We start from the raw sequence: 21,540 nt of genomic DNA, 5'->3' as shown, positions 1-21,540 counted from the left end.
ATGGCTGTAGATATTTCAGGAAAGACCTTTGACCCTCGCCATAACTACTCTGAACTTGTGTCGATGCAAGGGCGAGTGGTGTCAGATGCACCACTCAATGAAGGCGCTGCAATGGTTGACCGCCGTTTCCGCGCAGAGACCATCGATCTTGCTGGATTTTGTGGTTACCCCGCACACCTTCCCGACAGTTTCCGAATTTCTGTCATCGCAGGGCAACTCGCCATCCATCCCGGTCGATATTATGTTGATGGCTTATTGGCGGAGAACTTTGGCAGCGGCGTCCCGGATTTTTATCACCCCCTTGAAGAGCTGCACAGTAACGAACCGTATCTTTTCCACGAGCAACCTTATCGGCCGCTCCTAGCTTCTATTGAACAGGCTTCTAATGAGTTGCTGGGCGATGAGCCTGAAGACGGCCGCTATTTGGTGTACCTCGAAGTGTGGAAGCGCCCCATGACCTTTCTTGAAGCGCCTGAACTGGTCGATCCCGCGATTGGGGTGGATACCACTGCGCGTATGCAAACCGTGTGGCAGGTGCGACGTTTTGGCCCTGTCAGCGATGATGTCACGTGTGCGACCGACGATCAGGACATTCCTAATTGGGATGACGTGACGGCGCCTTCTTCAGCGCGACTTTCCACCCGTGCAAACCCAGCGTCAGCGGTGGACGATCCATGTTTGTTGCCCCCTGAAGGTGGGTATCGCGGATTAGAAAACCGCACCTACATGGTGAGCGTGCACGATGTGTTGGCAGACGGCAGACCATTAATTAAATGGTCGCGTGTTCATGCTGCGTTTGCCGCGCGGATCTTGTCTCATCCTGCGTCAAATACCTTGACCATGGATCAGGTTGCGAAGGACGATTATCTCAGGTTTAACGCCGGTGATTGGGTCGAAATTACGGATGATATTCGCGTGCTGGAAGGCATTCCCGGAGCCATCGTGCGTGTGTTGTCGGTCAATGACGCGACGAACACCTTGGTGTTGGAAAACCCGTTAGCCGCGGGTGATTTGCTATTGGTGCCCGCATCGACGGTTGCCAATCAGTCGATTCACCCGATTGTGCGCCGTTGGGATCAGTCGGGCGTGGTGCTGGATACCGATGGCAACCAAATTGTAAATCTGGATTCACCAACCAGTGATGGCCTTATCCCCATCAGCGCTGAAGGCACCTTTATCGCCCTTGAAGACGGCGTGGAAGTGGCGTTGAGTCGCCATGGTGGCGCGGGCAGTTATCACCCCGGCGATCACTGGACGTTTGTCACGCGCTATGCAGACAGCTCAGTTGAAACCCTGACCGACGCCCCGCCTCACGGCACACATCATCACTTCTGTCGTTTAGCTGTAGTGGATGCGCTCAATGGCGAGTTTGTCGATCCCGTGTTTCAAGATTGCCGCGATCCCATTGGCATGACAGGGTGCTGCACCGTGGTGGTTCGACCCGGTGAAGACATTCAAGCCGCCATTGATAGCTTATCCATTGAGTTTGGTGGTTGTGTCTGTTTGAAAACCGGCGTGCATGACATCTTCCGCGCCATCCACATCAGGCATAGCAACGTCACCTTGCACGGAGAATGCCACGGGGCGCAAATCCGTCATCTTGGTGGCGAATCCGCCATTGTGGTTCAGTCAGACAACAATGACACCATTTCGGGTATTCATCTCACCACTTTAGACATTCGCGTTGCCGCCCCAAGTGAGAAGCCGCAGGGCATCATTGCGATGTTGGGGGTGGAAGACAGCCTGATTGAAGATTGCCACATCTCCTCACAGACAGGCCGAGAAAGCCAAACCCATAACCCTGCTATTGGGCTGTTTAATTGCAGCCATGTCCGCGTGCTCAACAACATCACGAACAACACCATCATTGGGGTGTGGCTCGATGAAGGCGGTGAAGATCTGCTGGTCGAAGGTAACGTGATGGATGCCTCTGACCTGGTGGGTGATAACGGGAATGACGATGTCAGCACCATCGGTGAGAGTGGACTCATTGGTGTTGGCGTCGGCCAACTCTCCGGCGCGGCAATCGTGACCAAAAATGACATTCGAGGCTATCGACGCGGGGTGGTGGTCAATAACTCCCCCATGGGGCGCAAGTACTCCACCGCCGCGAATAGCCAAGTCACGGACAATCGCATCACCATCGAACACCACTTTGAAGACGATGAATCTATTGCGGTTGAATTGAACTGTGCATTTGGTGTGGTATCGCGCAATGAAATCAACATCGGTGCGGGAAATGGTGTCGGTATCTCCGTGACTGGGCTTGGGTGTTTGATTGAGCGCAATCGCCTTCAGGGATTGTCTGGTCGCGCGTTAACCCATGCGGGTGCAACAGACGGCGCGGCGCTGCTGGCGATTAAGGTTGGCGATGACGAAGAAGTTTTCACTGGCGGTGTCACTATCACGCAAAACTGGATACAGGGCTTTATTGGTGGTGTGGCGGCTGACCAAGTATCCGCACTGCGCGTTTTGAACAACATTTTTGCAGGGCAGGCTGGCGATGAAGTCGGCGTGACAGCGTCAGAATGTATTGGCGTAAACATCGAAGGAAATACCTTTACCCAATGCAGCATTTCGGTGTTTGGTAGCCAATGTGAAGACATTCAAGTGCAAACCAACCACATCACAGAGGGTGGCGCGGCGATCATGTGCGAACGGTGTGTCCGTTTGGACGTGCTCAATAATCACATCAACAATTGCAGCCATGGCGGCATCGTGGTGGTGCTTTGTGTGATGCGCGCCGCCATCATCGGCAATCGCTTGAACTATGTTGGCGTGCAGGGCGATGGCATGTTTGCATCGTCGATCGTTTGCGTGTTTCACCTGGGTGAGAGCCACATTGAATCCAATGAAGTGCTAAACACGGGCGTCAATAAAGAGGGCGAGGTTAATGCCGAGAGAACGATCGGCATTGGCGCTGTGTTTGTGTTGGAAGCCAGAGTTGAAGGCAATCTGGTGTCTTACTCGGATTTGCTGACGCGAGAACGCATCGAAGATGATCGCGCCTTGTTGATGCAAGGGCTGGTGGAGTGGGCGTTTTTCTTTGGTGACAGTGCGCTTCGTATCGGCTATTCGGCACAGATCAACAACAACAAGTTTCTCGGTCGTGGCAGTGATACCGTCGTTGAGATCTTGTCTCGCGGCATCATCGACAACCTCAATATTCGCTTTGAACGGGTGTTCTTCAGCAACAACTATGTCGAGCACGTGGGTTTCGTGAGAGGCGAAGTTGGGCAGCATGCCACGGTCGTGCTTTCCGGATTCCGCGCCTCCGTCATGGGCAATCAAGTGAAGGCCCAAACCCGTTTCCTCCCGTCTTTTGACTTCAACAACATGCAAGGGCCTTTCATCGGCAATATCACCACTGGCCGTGTCGAAGGCCACAACGAATTCCCTGTGCCAGAAAACGCATTTAATCAGCAGGTTTGAGTTAGGAGTTTCCCATGGCAAAAGCACAAGATCTTTTAAAGAAGCACTTCTCTTTGGTGTCTGACCTGCAGAAAGTGAATCGCCCCTTGGGGGAGAAAAACCCCATCGGGCGCACCAAGGCCAATGCCGAAGCGCAACGAAGCCGTTTAGAGCGCCGAATCGCAGAGTTAGAAAAACAGCGTGAGGTGTTCAACCGCAACATTGATGAATCCATCAAGCGTGAGCAAGAACAGCTTGATGAAATTCGTAAGTTTGAAGACATGGTGACTGAACCCCAACAGAACAAAGAACAAGACAAACCTAAGCCAGCACCGAAGCCGTCACCCAAACCATCGCCTAAACCAAGGGTGAAAAACGTGGCAACAAAAACGACGCCAACACGTCGTCGAGCATCGACAACCAAAGGCAATACAACAAAGGGATCAACGCCGAAAAAATAGCAGGTAAGGGTGAGCGTTAGAGTTCGAGGTAGAGGTAGGAAAAGGATGTAACCATGCCAGAATTGATGTCTTCTCAGGCAAAAGCAACGTCCACGAAGACTGACACACGCGGCAAAGGCTTTGCGCTGACCCGACAACCAACTCTAGATAGGGGAGATGGGGGATTTGCCAAATCGGCATCTCCCATTTTGGATCGGCAAATGCGCAGTGGTGAAAATGCGTTGTCTATGCCCACAAATGTGCCGACAACGGTTTTCACATTGCAACCGCCTGATGCGCCTCGTCAATTGCCTGGAGGCAGTGACACACGACCAATGGGAATGGGGCGTGTGATCAAACGTTTTACTTCGCCATCGACAAGCCAGATGCCACCATCAGCGACTCCGCCCGCCATTCCTCACTCCGTCTCATCTGCCATTGGCGGTTGGGGGAACGCACTACTCAGTGCAGGTGCTGAGGCGCGAACTGCAACAACACCGCCAGTATCATCACCTGCGCTTCCTCATAGTCTAAATCGATTGGGATTAGAAAGTGGCGCTCCCATTCCAAGCGACATTCGACAGCCATTTGAGCAGTCATACGGGTATGACTTATCGCCAATTCGCATTCATCAGAGTGCGGCGGCGCGTCAATCTCTAAAAGCACTGAATACCGTCGCCTTCACGCTCAATGACCATATTGTTATGGATAGCCGTCTCGATCTTCGCAATCCCGCGGGTCAGCATGTGTTGGGGCACGAGCTGGCACATACGGTGCAAGGTCGATTAGGTTCCGGTGCGTCCGCTGGGGATATGCGCATCAGTCAGCCATTCTGGCATTCAGAACGCGAAGCTGAGTCCGCCGTGAATTCAGCGTTAACAGGGAAAAAGTACACAATTCGCCAAGGCGTTGACCAAGATCTCCATCAAGTTGCACCATGGCTAATTTTGGCTGGCATCGGCCTTGCTGCTGGCTTGGTTACTTGGGCTGTATCAGACAGCCCGGAAGAGAATCGCGCACGACATGCGGCTGGGGAAGACGACCCTTCGCGAAGCCTTTGGTCGCTGGTTCCGATTTATGGGTCAGTTCAACAGATAAGAGAAGCAGAGACGTATTTCCAACGCGTATTGGGTGTTGGATTTTTAATGCTAGACATGGCGACATTAGGTTCCGCGGGTGTTGCCGCGCGAGCAATGATACGTGCACCAGCCGCTTTGGTGAGAACAGCTTTTCAACGTCAGGGAACAACGCTAGTGGTGCGAGAAGGCGGGGAACTTGCAACTGAAGTTGCGTTGCGCGAAGCAGGTGAGACGTTCGCCAGAGAAGGCGGTGCGGTATTTGCCACACGCGCCGCAGCAACCGCTGAAATGAAAGCGGCGCTGCAACGTGGGGCGATGTTGTTGGTGACGGAAGGTGGCTTGAACCATGCCGTCATGTACGCGCGCAATGCTGCCGGACAGCTACTCAAAATTCACGGTGGCCCAATACGCCTATTGTTCGGCGTCGCGCCGAGGGAATTGACAGAACGCGCGGCCGCAAGCATTGGTTCTCGCGCCAATGCCTATGTGGTTATTGAAGCCGCAGAAGCGGCAATTGATATTGAAAAAGCCACCTCAATTGTTGAGCGTGGCGCCCCAGCGATCGTCCGTTGGTTGCAAGGCAATCCAACCAGTTGCGGCATATTACAAGGCGCATTACTCGAAGCGTCAGAGTTGTCAGCTGAGACACTCGCGCGGTTAATGCCAGCGAATGCGGTATCGGGGAGATTGGTGCCGATTACTATCATGGATCACATGGCTCAATCGGGCGCGGGATTAAGATTGGTGGAAGGCGGCATGACAAACATAATCGGAGGTACACTGGTTCAAGAATCAATGCTGTTAGCGGGTGGGACACTTCCCGCGATCACCTCTTCAGTGACGTCTTCAATCATGCACCTTTTATTGACCCCAGATGCGGGTGGCGGTGGCGGTGCAAGAACGCCGTCAGCGCCAGTCAGTGTAAGTGGAGGAACGCCGCAAATCATAACCGTTGAAGATGTGCCTCAATCGCAGATAGATACCACGGTCGATGTGTTTGTGGATGTACTTTCGGATGCCGATACCCAAGGTTATCGGCGTGTTGTCTTTACCTTACGCAGAACGGCCAGTGAACTTTCTCCAGGGTTTGAGAAGCTAGAGCGAGGCTCGCCGATGAGCCCTCAAGGTGAAGAGCTGCGCAGTGTTCTGCCGTTTTTTGTTGGTCGTGCTGCGCGTGAGCCTATAGGTGAATACCAAATCATCGCGACTCGAACGTCAGTGGGATGGGGGATATCGTATGGTCAATAAAGACTTCACGCGTGAGTACAAGTACGAGGTAAACGTAAAAAAATCGCTTAAAGCAACAGCAAGAAAATGAGAGAAAACGCTTTCTCGAAGAAAGAAAAAGAGGGCGAGGTGCCCTCTGATTGCCGAAAAGAGTAAGGTTATGCAGCGTCACCTTATCGTAGGCTAAGGGATAGTAAGTTCAACACCAGTCATGTTTAGGAGGAGCTAACAACCTAAACAGCGTTGACGTTCACTGGGTGGAAGCAAGACCAGTTGCTTTCCCTTTAAACCTAGTCGTTTCTTTAGCAGTAAACCAATGCCAAGTTTTTTGGTCATTATTCCGATTCGGCATAGCATGCGGTTTTGCTTGGGATTAGTGAGAACCCTGAGATTGAATTTTCAGATCATCACTGTGCGTTTGTCCCATCTGCTTTGAAATTCTCACGATGGATTTGGCCACAGCATTGTCTGGTTCGCGGTAATAAAGGCGGATTTGAAACGGAATATGCCAGCGTTCTTCCCCTGCCATTTGAAGTTCATCTCGTCTGAGTTCGTCTTTCACAAACGAATAAGGAAGCCAAGCGACGCCGTAGCCACCTAAGGCCATAGACTTTAGTGTGTGAGCAAAAGGATTTTCGTATCGTCGATTGAGGTATCCGACCTCTTTAGAGAGAAGTTGGTCGAGCGCTTTTCCAAATAAAGATTGATGTGTGTAAGCAACAAGAGGAATGGGGTCGTTTTCACTGCCAGGTAAGGTATATTTCGGCGCACCGTTGATAGAAGCAGACACGGGAACCAGCGTTTCTATGCCTATGATGGTGCTGTTAAATCTGTCTGGATCAATAGACAATCCGAGTTGTTCATGGGTATAGCAGAGTAAGTAATCCACGCTGCCTTGAGCGAAGAGGTCGATACAGTCTGCCAGTCGGTCTGACGACAAACGCACGTAGACAGGCCCGACTGTTTTTTCGACGTTCTTCATCCATGTCATAAACAGTGTTTGCACGATGGAGTTTTGCGCTGCGACGGAAATTTCATTGCTGGCTGTTTTCTTTAATGAGCGGGCAGATTCTCTTGCCATGTACAGGCGATTCAATATTTCTTCGGCATCCGTGACGAACGCGCGGCCTTGTTCTGTAAGTTCAAGTTGTTGCGACTCGCGGTTTACCAAATCCGTGCCTACCCATTGTTCAAGCGCCCGTATACGCCGACTAAACGCGGGCTGGGTAACAAATCGCTCTCGCGCAGCAGATGTGAAACTACTGGATTGCGCAAGGCAAACAAAATCTTCTAAGAGCTTAAAATCCAAGCGTCTTCTCCATATTGTGTGCATCCAAATTGCTGAGTAGGGCACGTATCCAACCAATCCATGTTGAAAGCGTTTTCATATCTGCCCTTCTTTAAAACTAACAAAGTGAATAAAACTGCATGGGCTTATGAATAAGAAAAACGGCAATCATTGAATATTTCTGTTCTTTTCAAACAGCGATATGGAGTAACTGATTAATATTTAATCGAAAAAGTCTGGAAATTAAAAAACGGAATGTCAGCCAAACGAATTGGCATGACGCACACAGGGGGATCCTGACCATGCTTAATATGACGTTTTTGTTGATTGTGTTTTCCCCTAAACACTCGAACATGACGACGTTAAAACGCATTGCCTCGTTGCTTCCCCAACACTTCACAGCAGCGAGGCAAAACAAGAAAGCGTGACAAGGAGCTGTTGTATGAAATTCCCGATCAAGACCAACGCATTAAAGCTTTCCCTAATAACTTGCGCACTCATGAGTGCCATGCCAATGGCGGTTAGCGCTGCCGAAACCATTCGCCTTTCCACCTATGTCAACGAATCTGATATTCGCTATGAGGGCTTCAAAAAATTCGCTGAACTTGCTGCAGCAAAAAGTAACGGTGATTTGAAGGTGCAGATTTTCCCTTCGGGCACCTTGCACGGTTGGAGTGAAGGTGTGGATGCGGTGCAAGGCGGTGTCTCTGACATCAGTTGGATACCGGCAGATAAACGCTTGCCATGTTACCGTGTCACGTCTTTGTATCCTGTGGCGATTGATTTAGAAAAGCAGGTCGAACTCGATGATACCTACGCGTCATTGATCGAGGCCGAGGCTGCGAAAGCTGATCTCATTCCTTTGATCAATTCCAACTACTCCTATGACCAAGAATGGTGGTTTGAAGACGCCGTAACCGATATCGGGAAGCTCGACGGTAAATTGGTGCGTTCGATTGGCCCATTGGTCAGCATGATGATTGAAACATGGGGCGGTAAGCCTGTGTTTGTCGCACCAAAAGAGGTATTCCAATCGGCAGAACGTGGTGTGGTTGATGGTATCAACATGGGTGTTGCGACATACAGCTCGTGGAAGCTTTGGTCTGTGATGCCGCATATGGTTAACGCCAACATGTTCTATGGCAACATCATCTACATGATGAACAAAGACAAGTTTGATGACTTGAGTCCGGCCAACCAAAAAGCCCTCAAAGAAGCCGCCACCGAAGCCGAAGCATGGCTCAAACCTCGTTATGAAGGCTGGGTGGATGAGCGTGTCGGTAATGCTGTGATGGCGAACGGCGGTTCAGCGGTGTCAATGTCGGAAGACCGTACGGGCGAATTGCTTGAAGGTATCGTGGCGAAATGGACACCGGAAGTGAATAACGCGTGTGGCGTTCCGCTTGCCGATAACATTCGTAGCCTGTTTGCAAAACACTCTGAATAGCGGCGTGAAGGATAAACAGGGAGCGTTTGTATGAACAAAAAGCTGTTCGACACACTCCGCCATATTTCACTGGTGCTGCTCTATGCTGGAGCAGCCGTGATTTTGGTGCAGGCGGCTTGGATAAGTTATGGCGTGGTCGTGCGTTATGTTTTCAATTCGCCTGACGGCATGGTCACCGAGGCGACGGCGCTACTCTTGGTGCCTGTTGCGTTCATGGGTGTCTCTTTTGCCTTGCTGAATGATTCGTACCCCAAAGTCACTTTGGTGCGAGACAAACTACCTCCGCACATTCAGTTCTGGGTCGATAAATTCAATATGTTTGTGATGCTGATCATTGGCTTGTTCTTCCTAGCTGCGTCTGGGAAAGCCATGTTCAAATCCTTCAGTTCCGGCGCGGCATCTGAAATTCTCCTGTGGCCTCGCTTTTACTTTTGGATCCCCGTGGTCATTGCTCTGTTGAGCTTTTCCATTACGGCATTTTGTCTCTTGGTGGCAGGCCGCCATGACCAAGGTACGCCATCTCTTCAAGACAAATCGCCTCCGCAAGATAAGCCGTCATCAAATGATGACGTGAATTCGATAGAACCCGCCGAGAAACACTAAAAGGACGCATTATGGAATGGTACGTCGTAGGGCTAGGAATGCTGGGATTGTTGATGGGTTTTATCCTGATAGGGTTGCCGATCCCATTCGCATTGGCTGCCGCTTCAATCCCTTTTTTACTCGATATATTAAGCTTCAAATCCACCTTGGTCACCGCAGAGCTCAAGCTGTGGGGGGTATGGTTTGATTACATTTTGTTGGCTGTGCCACTGTTTGTTTTCCTTGGAGAACTGATAGGGCGATCCAGCATTGGTCCCAACCTTTACTGGTTCATGCACAGCAAATTACCCATTCGTGGTGCAGCGGCATACGGCAGTATTGGCGCGTGTGCTGGCTTTGGTGCTGTGTGTGGTTCAAGCATGGTGGGTGCGCTCACCATTGGTGGTGTCGCCTTGCCGGAAATGCTCAAGCTCGGGTATGGCAAGCGCTTATCCAGTGGGGTGCTGGCGGCGGGTGGCACATTGAGTGTGTTGTTACCACCCAGTTTGATATTGCTGTTTTATGGCATCGTGACTGACCAATCCATCGGTGCCTTGTTTATTGCTGGTGTGTTACCCGGATTGTTGCTGGTGACCATGTTCTTTGTGATCATCCTGATTTGGGGAAAAGTGCGCCCCATCGACATTCCTGGTCAAGAGAATGTAACGCCGATCCCTTGGCTATTGGCACTGTCTGCCATTTTGCCTGTCATGGTGATTGGCTTGGTGATCACCATTTCCATCTATGCAGGTATTGCCACGCCGACGGAAGCAGCCGGTATCTCTGCCATGTTTACCTTAGTGTTGGCGTATTTCTTTGGCGGATTACGTATGCCGGGATTGCTTCATGCTTTGCGCTCTACCATGCAAACCATGGGTTATTTGGGGTTACTCTTGTCGTCGGGCGTGCTGTTTGGTTTTGTGATGACCTATCACCAAATTCCGCAACAGTTCACCCAATTGTTTGTCGAAATGAACCTCTCTCCGTATGCCGTGCTCGCGTTGATAGTGGTGTTCTACGTCATTCTCGGCATGTTCCTAGAACCCGTTTCCATGACCTTCATTACCTTGCCAACCTTATATCCGCTGGTGTCGGCCGCGGGGTTTGATTTGGTTTGGTTTGGGGTGGTTTACACCATCACCATGGAAATTGCGGTGCTCACACCCCCCGTGGGGTTAAACCTCTTTGTGATACAAAACCTCGCCCGTGACGAGGTGACCATTGGTGACGTCATTATTGGCTGCTTACCGTTTATTGCTGCGCTCCTTATCTTGTTAGCTGTGTTGGTGGGTTTACCCGATACCGCACTTTGGCTACCTGAATTGATGGAATAAAAACTATGAATTGCTTGCGAGTTGGCTCTGGCCCAACACTGGTGTTGGTACATGGCTTTTTGAGTGGATTAGCGTATTGGGAAAAACAGATTGAGCTGTTTTCATCGTCGTTCGATGTGGTGGCTATGGATTTACCCGGCTACAACGGAAAAGCCGACGAGGTTGGGCTCGACAGTGTCGAAGGATTTGCTTGTTATGTGTTGAATCGATTGGATGCGATGGGCATTGAGAAGTTTCACTTGATGGGGCATTCCATGGGCGGGATGATTGCGCAAGAAGTGGCGATCATGGCACCAGAACGTGTCGTCGGTTTAGTGCTTTATGCCACCGGTCCCGTTGGTAGTTTGCCGGGACGGTTTGAGTCTATTGAGCAAAGTATCGAGCGCGCCCAAACACAAGGCACAAAGCAAGTGGCGTTTGATACCGTCAGAACCTGGTTCTCTGATGGCGAAGACGATCCTGATTTCAAGGAAGGGATTGAGCTGGCAAACATGGTGCAAACCCAGACTTATGTTAACGGGTTGCTAGCCATGGCAGGCTGGCGCGCCTTGGAGAGATTAGATCAGATAGAAGCGAAAACCTTGGTGCTTTGGCCGGACAGTGATCGATCCTATTTGTGGCCGCAGCCAGAATCGCTCTGGCAAGGCATCGCAGACGCGAACTTAGCGGTTGTGCCACAAGCCGCTCACAACACACACCTTGAGAAGACCCATATCTTCAATATGCTGGTGGTGGATTTCCTCAAGAGTGAAAAAGTGAAGCTAAGGCAGAAGGCGTTTTAGAGAACCGAGAGTAGAGACTAGAGTTTCGAGATTTGAGAGTAGAGAAAGAGCAGAGGGTGATAGCGTGATGTAGGGTCATCCCGCTATCTTTTTCTCGTATCTCGTATCTCGTATCTCGCGATCTAAGACTTACTTCCTTAATCCATCAAGACGCTCAATGTGCTCTGGATAAATCGCACAACAACCGCCGACGACGTTTGAGCCTGCATCCAGCCAGGTTTGCACGAACTCGGCGTATTCCTCCGAAGACAGATCTCGCACTGTAGTCAGGGTGTTATTGGCTTCATGCGCATTTTGGATCACGGTGAAACCGTTAGCGTACGCGCCGAGCGACATGTTCGCAGTTAATGCGTCGATATTGTGTTTCGCGACTTCGATCGCGCCGAGCATGACTTCAGGCTGAGAGCAGTTAAACAAGATGCCATCGGCATTCAATTCGCAAACACGTTGAACGGCATCTTCTACTGGCTCACCTGAGCGCAAACGCGGGATGTCTGTGTCCGACTCTAACAGCGAAAAGGCGAAGAATGCGGGTTTGTTTGAACGCTCAAGCGCCGCAAACATGGTGTTGAATTCCGCAATCGAACCGATGGTTTCGGCAATCCAGAAATCAACGTGTGCTTCTTGTGCATCGATAAGCGTATTCAAGATCGGCATGGCTTTTTCAGCATCAAACAAATCAGGACGATATGAACCCAACACAGGGGGAATACATCCAGCGACTTTTACCTTGCCGATATCTTCTGTGTGGGGAGCGCTTTTTTGTACCGCCGCACGGGCGATTTTGGCGGCTTTTTCTGCCAATGCTGCACCTTGAGATTGGTACAGTTCGTCACCCAAATGGAAGGGCACACAGGCGTAGCTATTGACCGTGATGACATCGCACCCGGCTTCAATGAAATTTTTGTGGGCTTGAGACACAAACTCTGGGGCTTCAATCAGCGCTTGAGCGCTCCAAAGTGGTTGAGAAAATGGCGCGCCAATTCGCTGCAACTCTCGGCCCATGCCGCCATCCAATAGAACAAACATTGCTTACATCCTTTTACGTCACACGGTGCTGGAATTGCTATCCGCCGATCGATCTGGCGATATCGAATCTGATTTGATCGAATTTGACTCTATCAAATCTGGCTCTATCAAATCTGACAAGGGGCATTACATTTCTTGCAGGCCCATTTTCGAGCAAGATTACCTTGTGAGACGGCTGAGATAAAGCAGATTTATTGCTGTCCATAGAGCTCTGCCAAATAGAACCAAAATCGAGTCACTTCGGGCTTCACATTGTGCCTATTTCTATAGAGTAAAATCCTAAGATCTATCGGTGTTAACTTGTCATCGATAAGAACTAACTTTCCATCTTCCAACTCCTGTTGAATCAAGCTTGACGGCAGCCAAGTGGCACCAAATCCCTGAACTGCCATGGCCTTTAATCCTTCCGCCATTTCATTCTCACACACCACCTGATAGCGATAATGGGAAGGCAGCAGATTGAGTGCTTGTTCTTTAATGAGTTCGCCGAGGTAAGTGTCATCAGGAAAGGCCAATAATCGACACGGCTCATTCACATCAAGTCGGTGCATCGGATCGCCGTGTTCATTGGGTGCAGAAACCGCGACTAAAGTGTCACGCCCAACTTGAATACAAAGCTGATTCTTTTTGTGTTGTGGTGTGTTGAGTGAATTAGACGAAAACGTGAGTAGGAAATCCCCATTGCCCGCCATAAACATTTCATTGAGTGAATGAAGGTTTCCCGGCACCAATTTGACCATTGCATTATCCACGAGGGGGCTCAGGGTTTGAATCCAACTTGGAAAGAAAGAAATGGCGGTGGAGTGTTGAGACAGAAATACCAAGGAGCTGGCATTTTTTTGTTCGTGCAGCTGGTCGCGGACGTCGTGAATATCGTTCGCGATGCGTTTAGCATTTTCAACGAAGCTATCGCCCGCCTCCGTTAAGCGGGTGGGTAACGTATCTCTATTTACCAATGTCACCCCTAGCCAATTTTCGAGCGATCGAATCCGTCGACTAAATGCTGGTTGCGTCACATAGCGTGCTTCTGCGGCTTTTGAAAAACTGCCGTGCTCAGACAGCGCGATGAAATCGAGTAACCATTTTATTTCCATGAATCCAACCTGTTAGCGTCCTGCTCATTGAGATATGCAAAAAAGTAACTGCCGCTTGTTCAATATACGTATTGGCGAGGTTTGCTTCTGTCCTACAGGATTATTGTTGCAAATATGTTGCCTGCTCGTTTACTCAATTTAGGGACAAAACACTATGCACTTATCTCGCTTTCCTCGACTTCAATTTGCTCACCTTTCAACGCCACTTGAGCCAATGACGCGCTTATCTGAAGCGCTGGGTGGTCCAACACTTTGGATAAAACGTGACGACTGCACCGGCCTTGCTGGTGGCGGTAACAAAACACGTAAGTTGGAATTCTTAATGGCAGATGCCATTGCGGCAGGGGCTGACACCATCATCACCCAAGGTGCGACGCAATCTAACCATGCACGCCAAACCGCGGCCATTGCGACTAAGTGCGGCATGGATTGCAAAATTTTGCTTGAAGATCGCACCAGCTCGGACGATCCGGATTACGTGTTGAACGGCAACGTCATGTTGAACCAACTGTTTGGAGCAACCTTAGCGAAATACCCCGGCGGCACAGACATGAATGCGGCGATGGAAGATGTGGCTGCGACACTGCGTGCGGAAGGAAAGACGCCATACATTATCCCAGGTGGTGGTTCGAACCCGATTGGTGCGCTGGGTTATGTCAATTGTGCATTGGAGCTTCTCACTCAAGCCAATGACATGGCGTTACGCATTGACCACTTGGTGCATGCGACAGGATCTGCAGGCACACAAGCGGGCTTGGTAACAGGTTTAGTGGCGACAAACAGTCAAATTCCGCTGCTTGGCATAGGTGTTCGTGTACCGCAAGAACAGCAAGAAGCGAACGTGTTCGCGTTGGCAGAACGCACCTGCGATTTGTTGGGCATTCCCGGCACGGTTAAGCGTGAAGACGTGCGCGCGAACTGTAACTACGTGGGCGAAGGCTACGGCATTCCAGCTGAAAGCACGATTGAAGCGATCAATATGTTTGCCAAGTACGAAGGCATTTTGCTTGATCCGGTTTACTCGGGCAAAGGCGGCGCAGGCCTGATTGATTTGATTCGTAATGGCACATTCAAGAAAGGCGAAAACGTTGTGTTCCTTCACACAGGTGGCGGCCAAGCACTGCCGGGATATCGCGATGCCTTTGGGTTTGATAGCTACTGCTAACCCGTTTTGATTCTGGTGATGTAATCGGAAACACAATTCGCACAACCAAAAACAGACATGTCGCTAAAGATGCTTAGAACAAAGATCACTACCCAAACAAGCGATATGTGAACCCAAGATGAGTCGGTGATTGAGGTAAATCACGCATCGTCACTGACTCTGTTTACCTTCGTTGGAATGGACACTCAGCCAACGTTGTTTAGAGAGAAGAAAGGTACAGCCATGGAAATGCTAAAACGTGCGGAACGCGAAGCAGAGGTTCAAACCGATGATGAGCGCATTCAACATGTCGTGAAAGAAATTCTTGCAAAAATCCGTCGCGAAGGCACCAGTGCCGTTGAGCAATATGCCAAACAGTTTGATAACTGGCAGGGCGACTTCGTCTTGTCTGATGAAAAGAGAGCCGCGCTGATTGCCTCTGTGCCTCAGCGTGTGAAAGACGACATCGATTTTGCACACCGTCAGGTACGCCGTTTTGCTGAAGCACAGCGTGCCAGTTTGACCGAATTTGAAATCCAAAGTGAGAACGGCGTGCAGTTGAGCCAGCGCGTCATTCCTGTGGATTGCGCAGGGTGTTACATACCGGGCGGGCGTTATGCTCATGCAGCATCTGCCATCATGAGTGTCGCGACGGCAAAAGCGGCAGGTGTGCCTACCGTGATTGCGTGTTCACCACCACGTGGCGACAGCATCAATGCTGCTGTGGTGTACGCCATGGACGTTGCAGGCGCTGACATCATTTTGGAAATGGGCGGCGTGCATGCCATCGCGACCATGGCCTTTGGCCTGTATACCGGACAATCCGCTGACATTTTGGTGGGGCCGGGCAATGCATATGTGGCGGAAGCGAAGCGATTACTGTTCGGCGAGGTTGGCATTGATGTGTTTGCAGGACCAACGGAATCTGCCGTGATTGCAGATGACACCGCTGACCCGATGACTATCGCCGTCGATTTGGTGTCTCAAGCCGAGCATGGTCCGAATTCCCCGGTCTGGCTGTTCACCACAAGCCGAGAGATTGGTGAGAAAGTCATTGAGATCATTCCTAGCGTGATTGCCGACATGCCAAACGCCGATGTGTGTGAGGCTGCGTGGCGCGATCATGGTGTCGTTATCTTGTGTGAAGACCGCGAAGAAATGGCCAACGTCAGCGACGAGTGGGCGTGTGAACACGTTCAAGTGCAAGCGGCGGATCTTCCTTGGTGGAAAGGGCGACTGCGTAACTACGGCTCGCTGTTCCTTGGCGAAGGCAGCACGGTGACACACGGCGATAAATGCGCAGGCACCAACCACATATTGCCAACCAAAAAAGCGGCACGTTACAGCGGCGGTTTGAACGTGCAGAAATTCCTGAAGATCCTCACCACCCAAGAACTCAGTGCAGACGCGAACATGACGTTCAGCACCGCGGGTTCGCGTATTTCTCGTACCGAAGGCATGGAAGGGCATGCACGTGCATGTGATTGGCGCTTAACCAAGTATTTCCCCGATACCGAATGGGACTTCGATGTCTATCAACAAGCGCGTTACGACTCATGATTCAAGGTTGGGGTGACCAATATGGTCATCGCTGGAGGCAGGTGAATGTTGATGTTTAAGAAATCCTTTACGCAGCAAATGCCGATCCCCGAAGGGGCGATTGCAAGCGCAGTAGAAGTGATGCGTACAGGCCGTCTTCATCGATATAACACGCTGGATGGCGAGTTAAGCGAAACGGATTTGCTCGAAAAGCAATTCGCGGACTATTTAGACGTGAAGTATTGCCTGAGCTGCGCATCTGGCGGGTATGCCATTTACATCGCCCTGTTATGTGTGGGCGTGAAAGCGGGTGAGAAGGTGTTGTGTAATGCCTTCACCTTGGCACCTGTGCCTGGTGCAATCACCAATGCGGGTGGTGAACCTGTATTGGTGGAAACCACGGCGGACTTAACAATTGATCTGAATGATTTAGCACGCAAAGCGTCTCAACCCGAGGTGCGGTACTTACTGCTTTCACATATGCGTGGGCACGTGGCTGATATGAATGCCATTGTGGATATTTGTGATAGTTACGGCGTCACATTAATCGAAGATTGCGCGCATACCATGGGCGCAAAGTGGCGCGGAAAAGCGAGCGGTACGTTTGGCAAGGTGGCGTGCTTTAGCGCGCAGACGTATAAGCATATCAACTCGGGCGAGGGCGGTTTTCTCGTCACGAATGACGACGGTGTGATGGCGAAAGCCATTATCTACTCAGGCTCATACATGCTGTTTGATCAACATCCCACGTTGCCGCCAAAAGAATGGTTTGATGAAGTGGCGTGTTCAACACCGAACTATAGCGGCCGAATGGATAACCTGCGTGCTGCGATCTTACGCCCGCAACTGGCACGATTAGACAGACAATGTAAGCGCTGGAACTCTTTGTATGCGGCGATGGAAGAAGCCCTCTCATGGCTCCCAGGCGTGGTATTGACGAAGCGTTCTGATGACGAAGCTTTCGTAGGGAGCTCCATTCAATTTTCATTTCCTGATTTGCCCGCGGAACATTTCCCCGCCTTTGTCAGAGGCTGCCAAAGACGTGGCGTCGCGTTGAAATGGGTCGGAGCGCCAGAACCGTCGGGCTACAGCAGCAAATTTAACCACTGGCAATATTTAGCACCACCTACACCCTTGCCGCAGACCGAGAAGGTGCTTTCAACCTTAATCGATATGCGCATTCCACTGACATTTGAAGAAAGCGATGCGGAAGTTATCGCCCAAATCATTTCCGATGTTCTGAAACAAACACAGTAAATCGAACCAAGGCAACACACTAATCAATGACACACGCGGTGCAGCGCCGCGATGTGCAGGGATGCCATTCATTCACGGATGTTTTTCACGAAAAGAGGTAAAGGATATGACGCTTAAAAAATGGACCAAATATCTCGCTATTTCCTGTCTTGCTCTTCCAGTGCTTGTCAGCGCCAAAACCATGAAAGTCGGTATGGGTGACCCTATCAACTCAGACCAAGGTGCGTATGCCACGCGCTTTAAAGAGTTGGTAGAGTTTTATTCAGGTGGTGATATTAAAGTAAAACTCTATCCAAACGGTGCGTTGGGCAGTGAAACGGAAATGGTGCAAAACGCGCGCCTCGGCTCGCTCGACATGGCGCTGATTGGCATTGGTAACTTAACGCCGTTTTCGAAAGAACTCGGCGCGTTAACCATGCCATACCTGATCACCAATTCATCCGATGCCGTGAAGATCACCACGGGTGAACTTGGCGCATATTGGGCGGAATTGGCAAAGAAAGAGGCGGGTGTCGATATTCTGGGGTGGACTTACTCTAACTTCCGTCACCTCACGAATTCCAAGCGTCCTGTTAAAAACATGGAAGACGTAAAAGGCCTAAAAATTCGCGTACCTCAAAACAGCATCATGCTGAAATCGTGGGAAGTGTTTGGCGCAAACCCGATTGCCATGGCATGGACGGAAACCTTCACTGCACTGCAACAGAAAGTGGTTGATGGCCAAGACAACCCTTACATCGTGAACAACACCATGAAGTTCTACGAAGTGCAACCCTACCTCACCGAAGTGCATCACCAGTACTCTCTTCAACCTTTAGTGATGGGTGCACGTACGTTTGGGAAACTGAAACCTGAGCAACAAGAAATCCTCCTGAAAGCCGGTCTTGAAGCGCAGCAATACGCCCTTGTATTCCAGATGACAGAAGCAGAAAACGCGAAGCAAAACATGATTGCTAACGGCGTTGAAGTGTTCACGTTGGAAGATGAAGACAAATGGATTAAAGCGGCAAAAGAGCAAGTTTGGCCTGAGTTCTATGACGACATTGGCGGCAAAGCCAGCTTCGACAATGTGCTAGAGAAAATGCAGTGATTGAGCATTTGAACTAGCGATAATTCAGAAACAACAGGGGCGGTAACGCCCCTGAATAGGACTGGCTTATGCTCTCATTTTTCAAGAAGTTGGATAAGTTCGAAAGCTATGCGTGCCAAGCCTTACTGTGTTTGTTCGTTACGCTTTTGTTCTTTCAAGTGATATTGCGTGTGGTGTTCAACTACGGCATCCCTTGGAGTGAAGAACTGTCCCGATTCGCCTTTGTGTGGTTCGTGTTCCTTGGCGCATCTTATGCAGCAAGGCTTTCCGCTCACAACCGCGTGACATTCCATCTGAAATGGCTACCGCACCGTGTTCGCGTTGGTGTGGAACTGTTCGCTGATGTTCTGTGGATCATCTTCAACACCCTCATGACGATTAAAAGCATCGAAGTGATTGAAAGTTTGATGGAATTTACCTTCCTTTCACCCGCACTCGAATGGTCAATGGCCTTCCTGTATTTCATTTTCCCCATTTCCTTCACCTTGACGTCCATTCGGATCATTCAGGTGAACTACATGAAGTTGGTCATGGGTGTGGAGTTCCACGACGTGGATGACGTGAAAGTAGATTAAACAGGCTCACTCATTGAGCGCCGCAATCGGGCTTTTGTGGGGAGATGTCGCGTATTGATTCTTCCACTAAACATGCTCGTGTTGCCATCAATATGAAAGGAGCCATTCATGGCAGCTTCTGTTGTACTTTTTAGTTCTTTCTTTGGGCTTTTGCTGATTGGCGCGCCCATTGTTATCGCACTGGGTGGCTCTGCCATGCTGGTGTATCTCCTCTCTGGTGAAGATTACGTTTCACTGGTACAAACCGCATGGAATGCGGTTGATTCTTTCCCCATCATGGCATTGCCTGCGTTCATTTTGTCCGGCGCGCTCATGCAAGCCTCGGGCATTTCCCGTCGACTCGTGCATATTGCGGAATTGTTGGCTGGGCCAATGGCGGGGGGGTTAGGCTTTTCTGCCATCTTGGCGAGTATGTTCTTCGGCGCGATTTCCGGCTCCGGCCCTGCAACCACCGCCGCGGTGGGTATGTTGATGATCCCTGCGTTAGCGGATAAAGGTTACAACAAAGGCTACGCCGCAGCGCTGACCGCCTCATCGGGCGGGTTAGGGGTGGTGATTCCGCCGAGTATTCCTATGGTGATTTACGGCGTCACGGCCAGTGAGTCTATTGGGAAGCTGTTCATTGCAGGGGTGATCCCCGGCGTGATGTTGGCAGGTGGTTTGATGATTGCAAACTACATGATCAGCAAGAAAAACGGTTATGTCGGCGCATCAGAAACCCAACCCGGTGAACTGGGCAAAGCCTGCAAGGATGGCATTTGGTCGATCCTCGCGCCGTTGGTGATTCTTGGCGGTATTTACTCCGGTTTGTTCACGCCCACTGAAGCTGCCGTCGTGTCCGTTTTCTACACCTTGTTCGTTGGTAAATTCATTCACCGTGAGCTTACTTTGGACGGTTTAAAGGAATCATTGAGTTCGACCACATGGCTGACAGGCCGCGTGTTGATCATCATGTTTGCTGCTACGGCGTTTGGACGCATTCTGGTCGAGAACGATACGCCTGCGGCTATCGCCAGTTCATTGTTGGCGCTGACAGACAGCTTGGCGCTGATTTGGCTGGTGGTGATTTTGTTCCTGATTCTGATCGGCATGTTCATGGAAACCTTGGCGACCATCATGATCGTCACACCAGTGCTGTTGCCTGTGATGGTGCAATTGGGGGTTGATCCTATTCACTTTGGCGTGGTCTTGGTGTGTTGCTGCGAAATTGGCTTTTCGACACCGCCGCTCGGCGAGAACATGTTTATCAGTTCCAGTATTGCCAAGGTCACCATTGAGGAGATATCGGTAAAAGCACTGCCGTTTGTGCTTATTGAGGTTTTGGTGGTCTTCTTAATGAGTTATTTCCCCGACACCGTGCTGTGGCTGCCCAGCTTGATGGGGTATTAGCGCGAGTTGAGGCGGTAAACAGTGCAATCTAACGGCATAGAGAGGAATGGAAACAGTGAAAGAAACTGAACAAACTGTTGGTATTCTCGGTGGTATGGGGCCTGATGCCACCGTCGATCTGATGCAACGCATCATCAACGCTACCCCAGCGACAGATGATGCCGACCATATTCGATTGCTGGTGGATAACGATCCCAAAGTGCCATCGAGGATCAAAGCCTTGATCGAGAAAACAGGTGAATCTCCAGGCCCATACATGGCGCAAATGGCGCGGGGGCTTGAAGCCTCTGGCGCTGATTTTCTGATCATTCCCTGCAATACCGCCCACAAATATCTTGATGATGTGGTTAACGCAGTAGATGTGCCTGTGGTGAATCTCTTAGACATCGCCGCTGCGCACGTGAAACAAACATTGCCCCACGCCACCCGTGTCGGCTTGTTAGCTTCCACGGCGGTAAAGATCACGGACTTGTATGTGCCAGCCTGTCATGAGCAAGGGCTAGAGGTGTTGTTCCCAGAACCTGTTTGGCAAGATGGCGTAATGTCGTTAATTCGCGCGGTCAAAGCTAATGCGGGGACGAGCTCCATGTGCCGTGTATTGAATATCGCCGCCGAATCCCTCCGTGAACAAGGTGCGGATTGCATCTTGATCGCCTGCACGGAACTGTCTGTGGTGTCGAACCACCTAGAAACACCACTGCCTGTGTTTGATGCGGCTCAAATACTGGCAGAGCATGTGGTGGAAAAGGTGAAAGGCTAATGCTCAGAGAGGTCAAAGGAACGAAAGGCTAAAGCGGGTAAAAATTAAAGGGGGATAAAGGCTAAAGGGGGTA

At 50.6% G+C, this 21,540-nt stretch carries 17 protein-coding genes; 14 read left to right on the top strand and 3 right to left on the bottom strand.

What is annotated here, in order from left to right; genetic code table 11:
* Genes BCT27_RS10060 through BCT27_RS10050 form a run of 3 tightly spaced genes read left to right on the top strand, consistent with a single transcriptional unit; the run spans nt 1 to nt 6,178 of the window.
* A complete protein-coding gene (locus BCT27_RS10060) occupies nt 1–3,432 on the top strand; it encodes a DUF6519 domain-containing protein (RefSeq protein ID WP_102395712.1) in 3,432 nt (1,143 codons plus the stop codon).
* 14 nt (nt 3,433–3,446) lie between these two features.
* Nucleotides 3,447–3,872, top strand: coding sequence for a hypothetical protein (locus BCT27_RS10055; RefSeq protein WP_102395711.1), 426 nt, complete (start codon nt 3,447–3,449; stop codon nt 3,870–3,872).
* Between the two features lie 53 nt (nt 3,873–3,925).
* Nucleotides 3,926–6,178 carry an eCIS core domain-containing protein gene (locus BCT27_RS10050; RefSeq protein ID WP_102395710.1) on the top strand — a complete coding sequence of 751 codons (2,253 nt, stop codon included), beginning with the start codon at nt 3,926–3,928 and terminating at the stop codon, nt 6,176–6,178.
* Between the two features lie 352 nt (nt 6,179–6,530).
* Here BCT27_RS10050 and BCT27_RS10045 read toward each other — a convergent pair whose 3' ends face one another.
* Nucleotides 6,531–7,466 carry a LysR family transcriptional regulator gene (locus tag BCT27_RS10045; protein WP_102319289.1) on the bottom strand — a complete coding sequence of 312 codons (936 nt, stop codon included), beginning with the start codon at nt 7,464–7,466 and terminating at the stop codon, nt 6,531–6,533.
* Between the two features lie 421 nt (nt 7,467–7,887).
* Here BCT27_RS10045 and dctP point away from each other — a divergent pair, with 421 nt between their 5' ends.
* The 4 genes from dctP to BCT27_RS10025 are packed head-to-tail and all read left to right on the top strand — an operon-like array spanning nt 7,888 to nt 11,590.
* Nucleotides 7,888–8,892, top strand: coding sequence for a TRAP transporter substrate-binding protein DctP (dctP, locus tag BCT27_RS10040; protein WP_074924862.1), 1,005 nt, complete (start codon nt 7,888–7,890; stop codon nt 8,890–8,892).
* A 30-nt stretch (nt 8,893–8,922) separates the two neighbouring features.
* Entirely contained in the window at nt 8,923–9,495 is a 573-nt protein-coding gene (locus BCT27_RS10035; protein WP_102395709.1) for a TRAP transporter small permease, read from the top strand.
* Between the two features lie 11 nt (nt 9,496–9,506).
* Complete coding sequence (locus tag BCT27_RS10030) at nt 9,507–10,808, top strand: TRAP transporter large permease (protein WP_017009916.1); 1,302 nt, start codon at nt 9,507–9,509, stop codon at nt 10,806–10,808.
* A 5-nt stretch (nt 10,809–10,813) separates the two neighbouring features.
* On the top strand, nt 10,814–11,590 hold the full coding sequence (locus BCT27_RS10025) for an alpha/beta fold hydrolase (protein WP_102395708.1): 777 nt from the start codon (nt 10,814–10,816) through the stop codon (nt 11,588–11,590).
* A 129-nt stretch (nt 11,591–11,719) separates the two neighbouring features.
* Here the strand turns inward: BCT27_RS10025 and BCT27_RS10020 are convergent, their stop codons facing one another.
* Together BCT27_RS10020 and BCT27_RS10015 are read right to left on the bottom strand one after the other, a co-directional pair.
* Nucleotides 11,720–12,619, bottom strand: a complete 900-nt coding sequence (locus tag BCT27_RS10020; protein ID WP_102395707.1) for a homocysteine S-methyltransferase family protein — start codon at nt 12,617–12,619, stop codon at nt 11,720–11,722.
* Between the two features lie 191 nt (nt 12,620–12,810).
* Nucleotides 12,811–13,713 (bottom strand): LysR family transcriptional regulator, encoded by a 903-nt coding sequence (locus BCT27_RS10015; protein WP_102309533.1) that lies wholly within the window; start codon nt 13,711–13,713, stop codon nt 12,811–12,813.
* A gap of 154 nt (nt 13,714–13,867) precedes the next feature.
* On the opposite strand from BCT27_RS10015, the gene cuyA reads away from it, so the two are divergent.
* From cuyA to cuyB, 7 genes are all read left to right on the top strand, one after another.
* Nucleotides 13,868–14,878, top strand: a complete 1,011-nt coding sequence (cuyA, locus tag BCT27_RS10010) for a D-cysteate sulfo-lyase (RefSeq protein WP_102319293.1) — start codon at nt 13,868–13,870, stop codon at nt 14,876–14,878.
* Nucleotides 14,879–15,100: 222 nt separating this feature from the next.
* Nucleotides 15,101–16,417, top strand: a complete 1,317-nt coding sequence (gene hisD, locus BCT27_RS10005) for a histidinol dehydrogenase (RefSeq protein ID WP_102395706.1) — start codon at nt 15,101–15,103, stop codon at nt 16,415–16,417.
* A 51-nt stretch (nt 16,418–16,468) separates the two neighbouring features.
* Nucleotides 16,469–17,653 (top strand): DegT/DnrJ/EryC1/StrS family aminotransferase, encoded by a 1,185-nt coding sequence (locus BCT27_RS10000; RefSeq protein WP_241908552.1) that lies wholly within the window; start codon nt 16,469–16,471, stop codon nt 17,651–17,653.
* Between the two features lie 106 nt (nt 17,654–17,759).
* The gene (locus BCT27_RS09995; protein WP_102395704.1) at nt 17,760–18,743 is read left to right on the top strand and encodes a TRAP transporter substrate-binding protein; all 984 of its coding nucleotides are present in this window, start codon (nt 17,760–17,762) and stop codon (nt 18,741–18,743) included.
* A gap of 68 nt (nt 18,744–18,811) precedes the next feature.
* Nucleotides 18,812–19,318 carry a TRAP transporter small permease gene (locus tag BCT27_RS09990; protein WP_102391671.1) on the top strand — a complete coding sequence of 169 codons (507 nt, stop codon included), beginning with the start codon at nt 18,812–18,814 and terminating at the stop codon, nt 19,316–19,318.
* Nucleotides 19,319–19,426: 108 nt separating this feature from the next.
* On the top strand, nt 19,427–20,707 hold the full coding sequence (locus BCT27_RS09985) for a TRAP transporter large permease (RefSeq protein ID WP_017009925.1): 1,281 nt from the start codon (nt 19,427–19,429) through the stop codon (nt 20,705–20,707).
* A gap of 46 nt (nt 20,708–20,753) precedes the next feature.
* Nucleotides 20,754–21,467, top strand: coding sequence for a cysteate racemase (gene cuyB / locus BCT27_RS09980; RefSeq protein ID WP_102395703.1), 714 nt, complete (start codon nt 20,754–20,756; stop codon nt 21,465–21,467).
* Nucleotides 21,468–21,540 lie beyond the last annotated feature (73 nt).

The organism is Enterovibrio norvegicus, assembly GCF_002876705.1.
GTDB classification, from domain to species: Bacteria; Pseudomonadota; Gammaproteobacteria; order Enterobacterales; family Vibrionaceae; genus Enterovibrio; species Enterovibrio norvegicus_B.
This window is presented reverse-complemented; position numbering and strand designations above follow the sequence as displayed.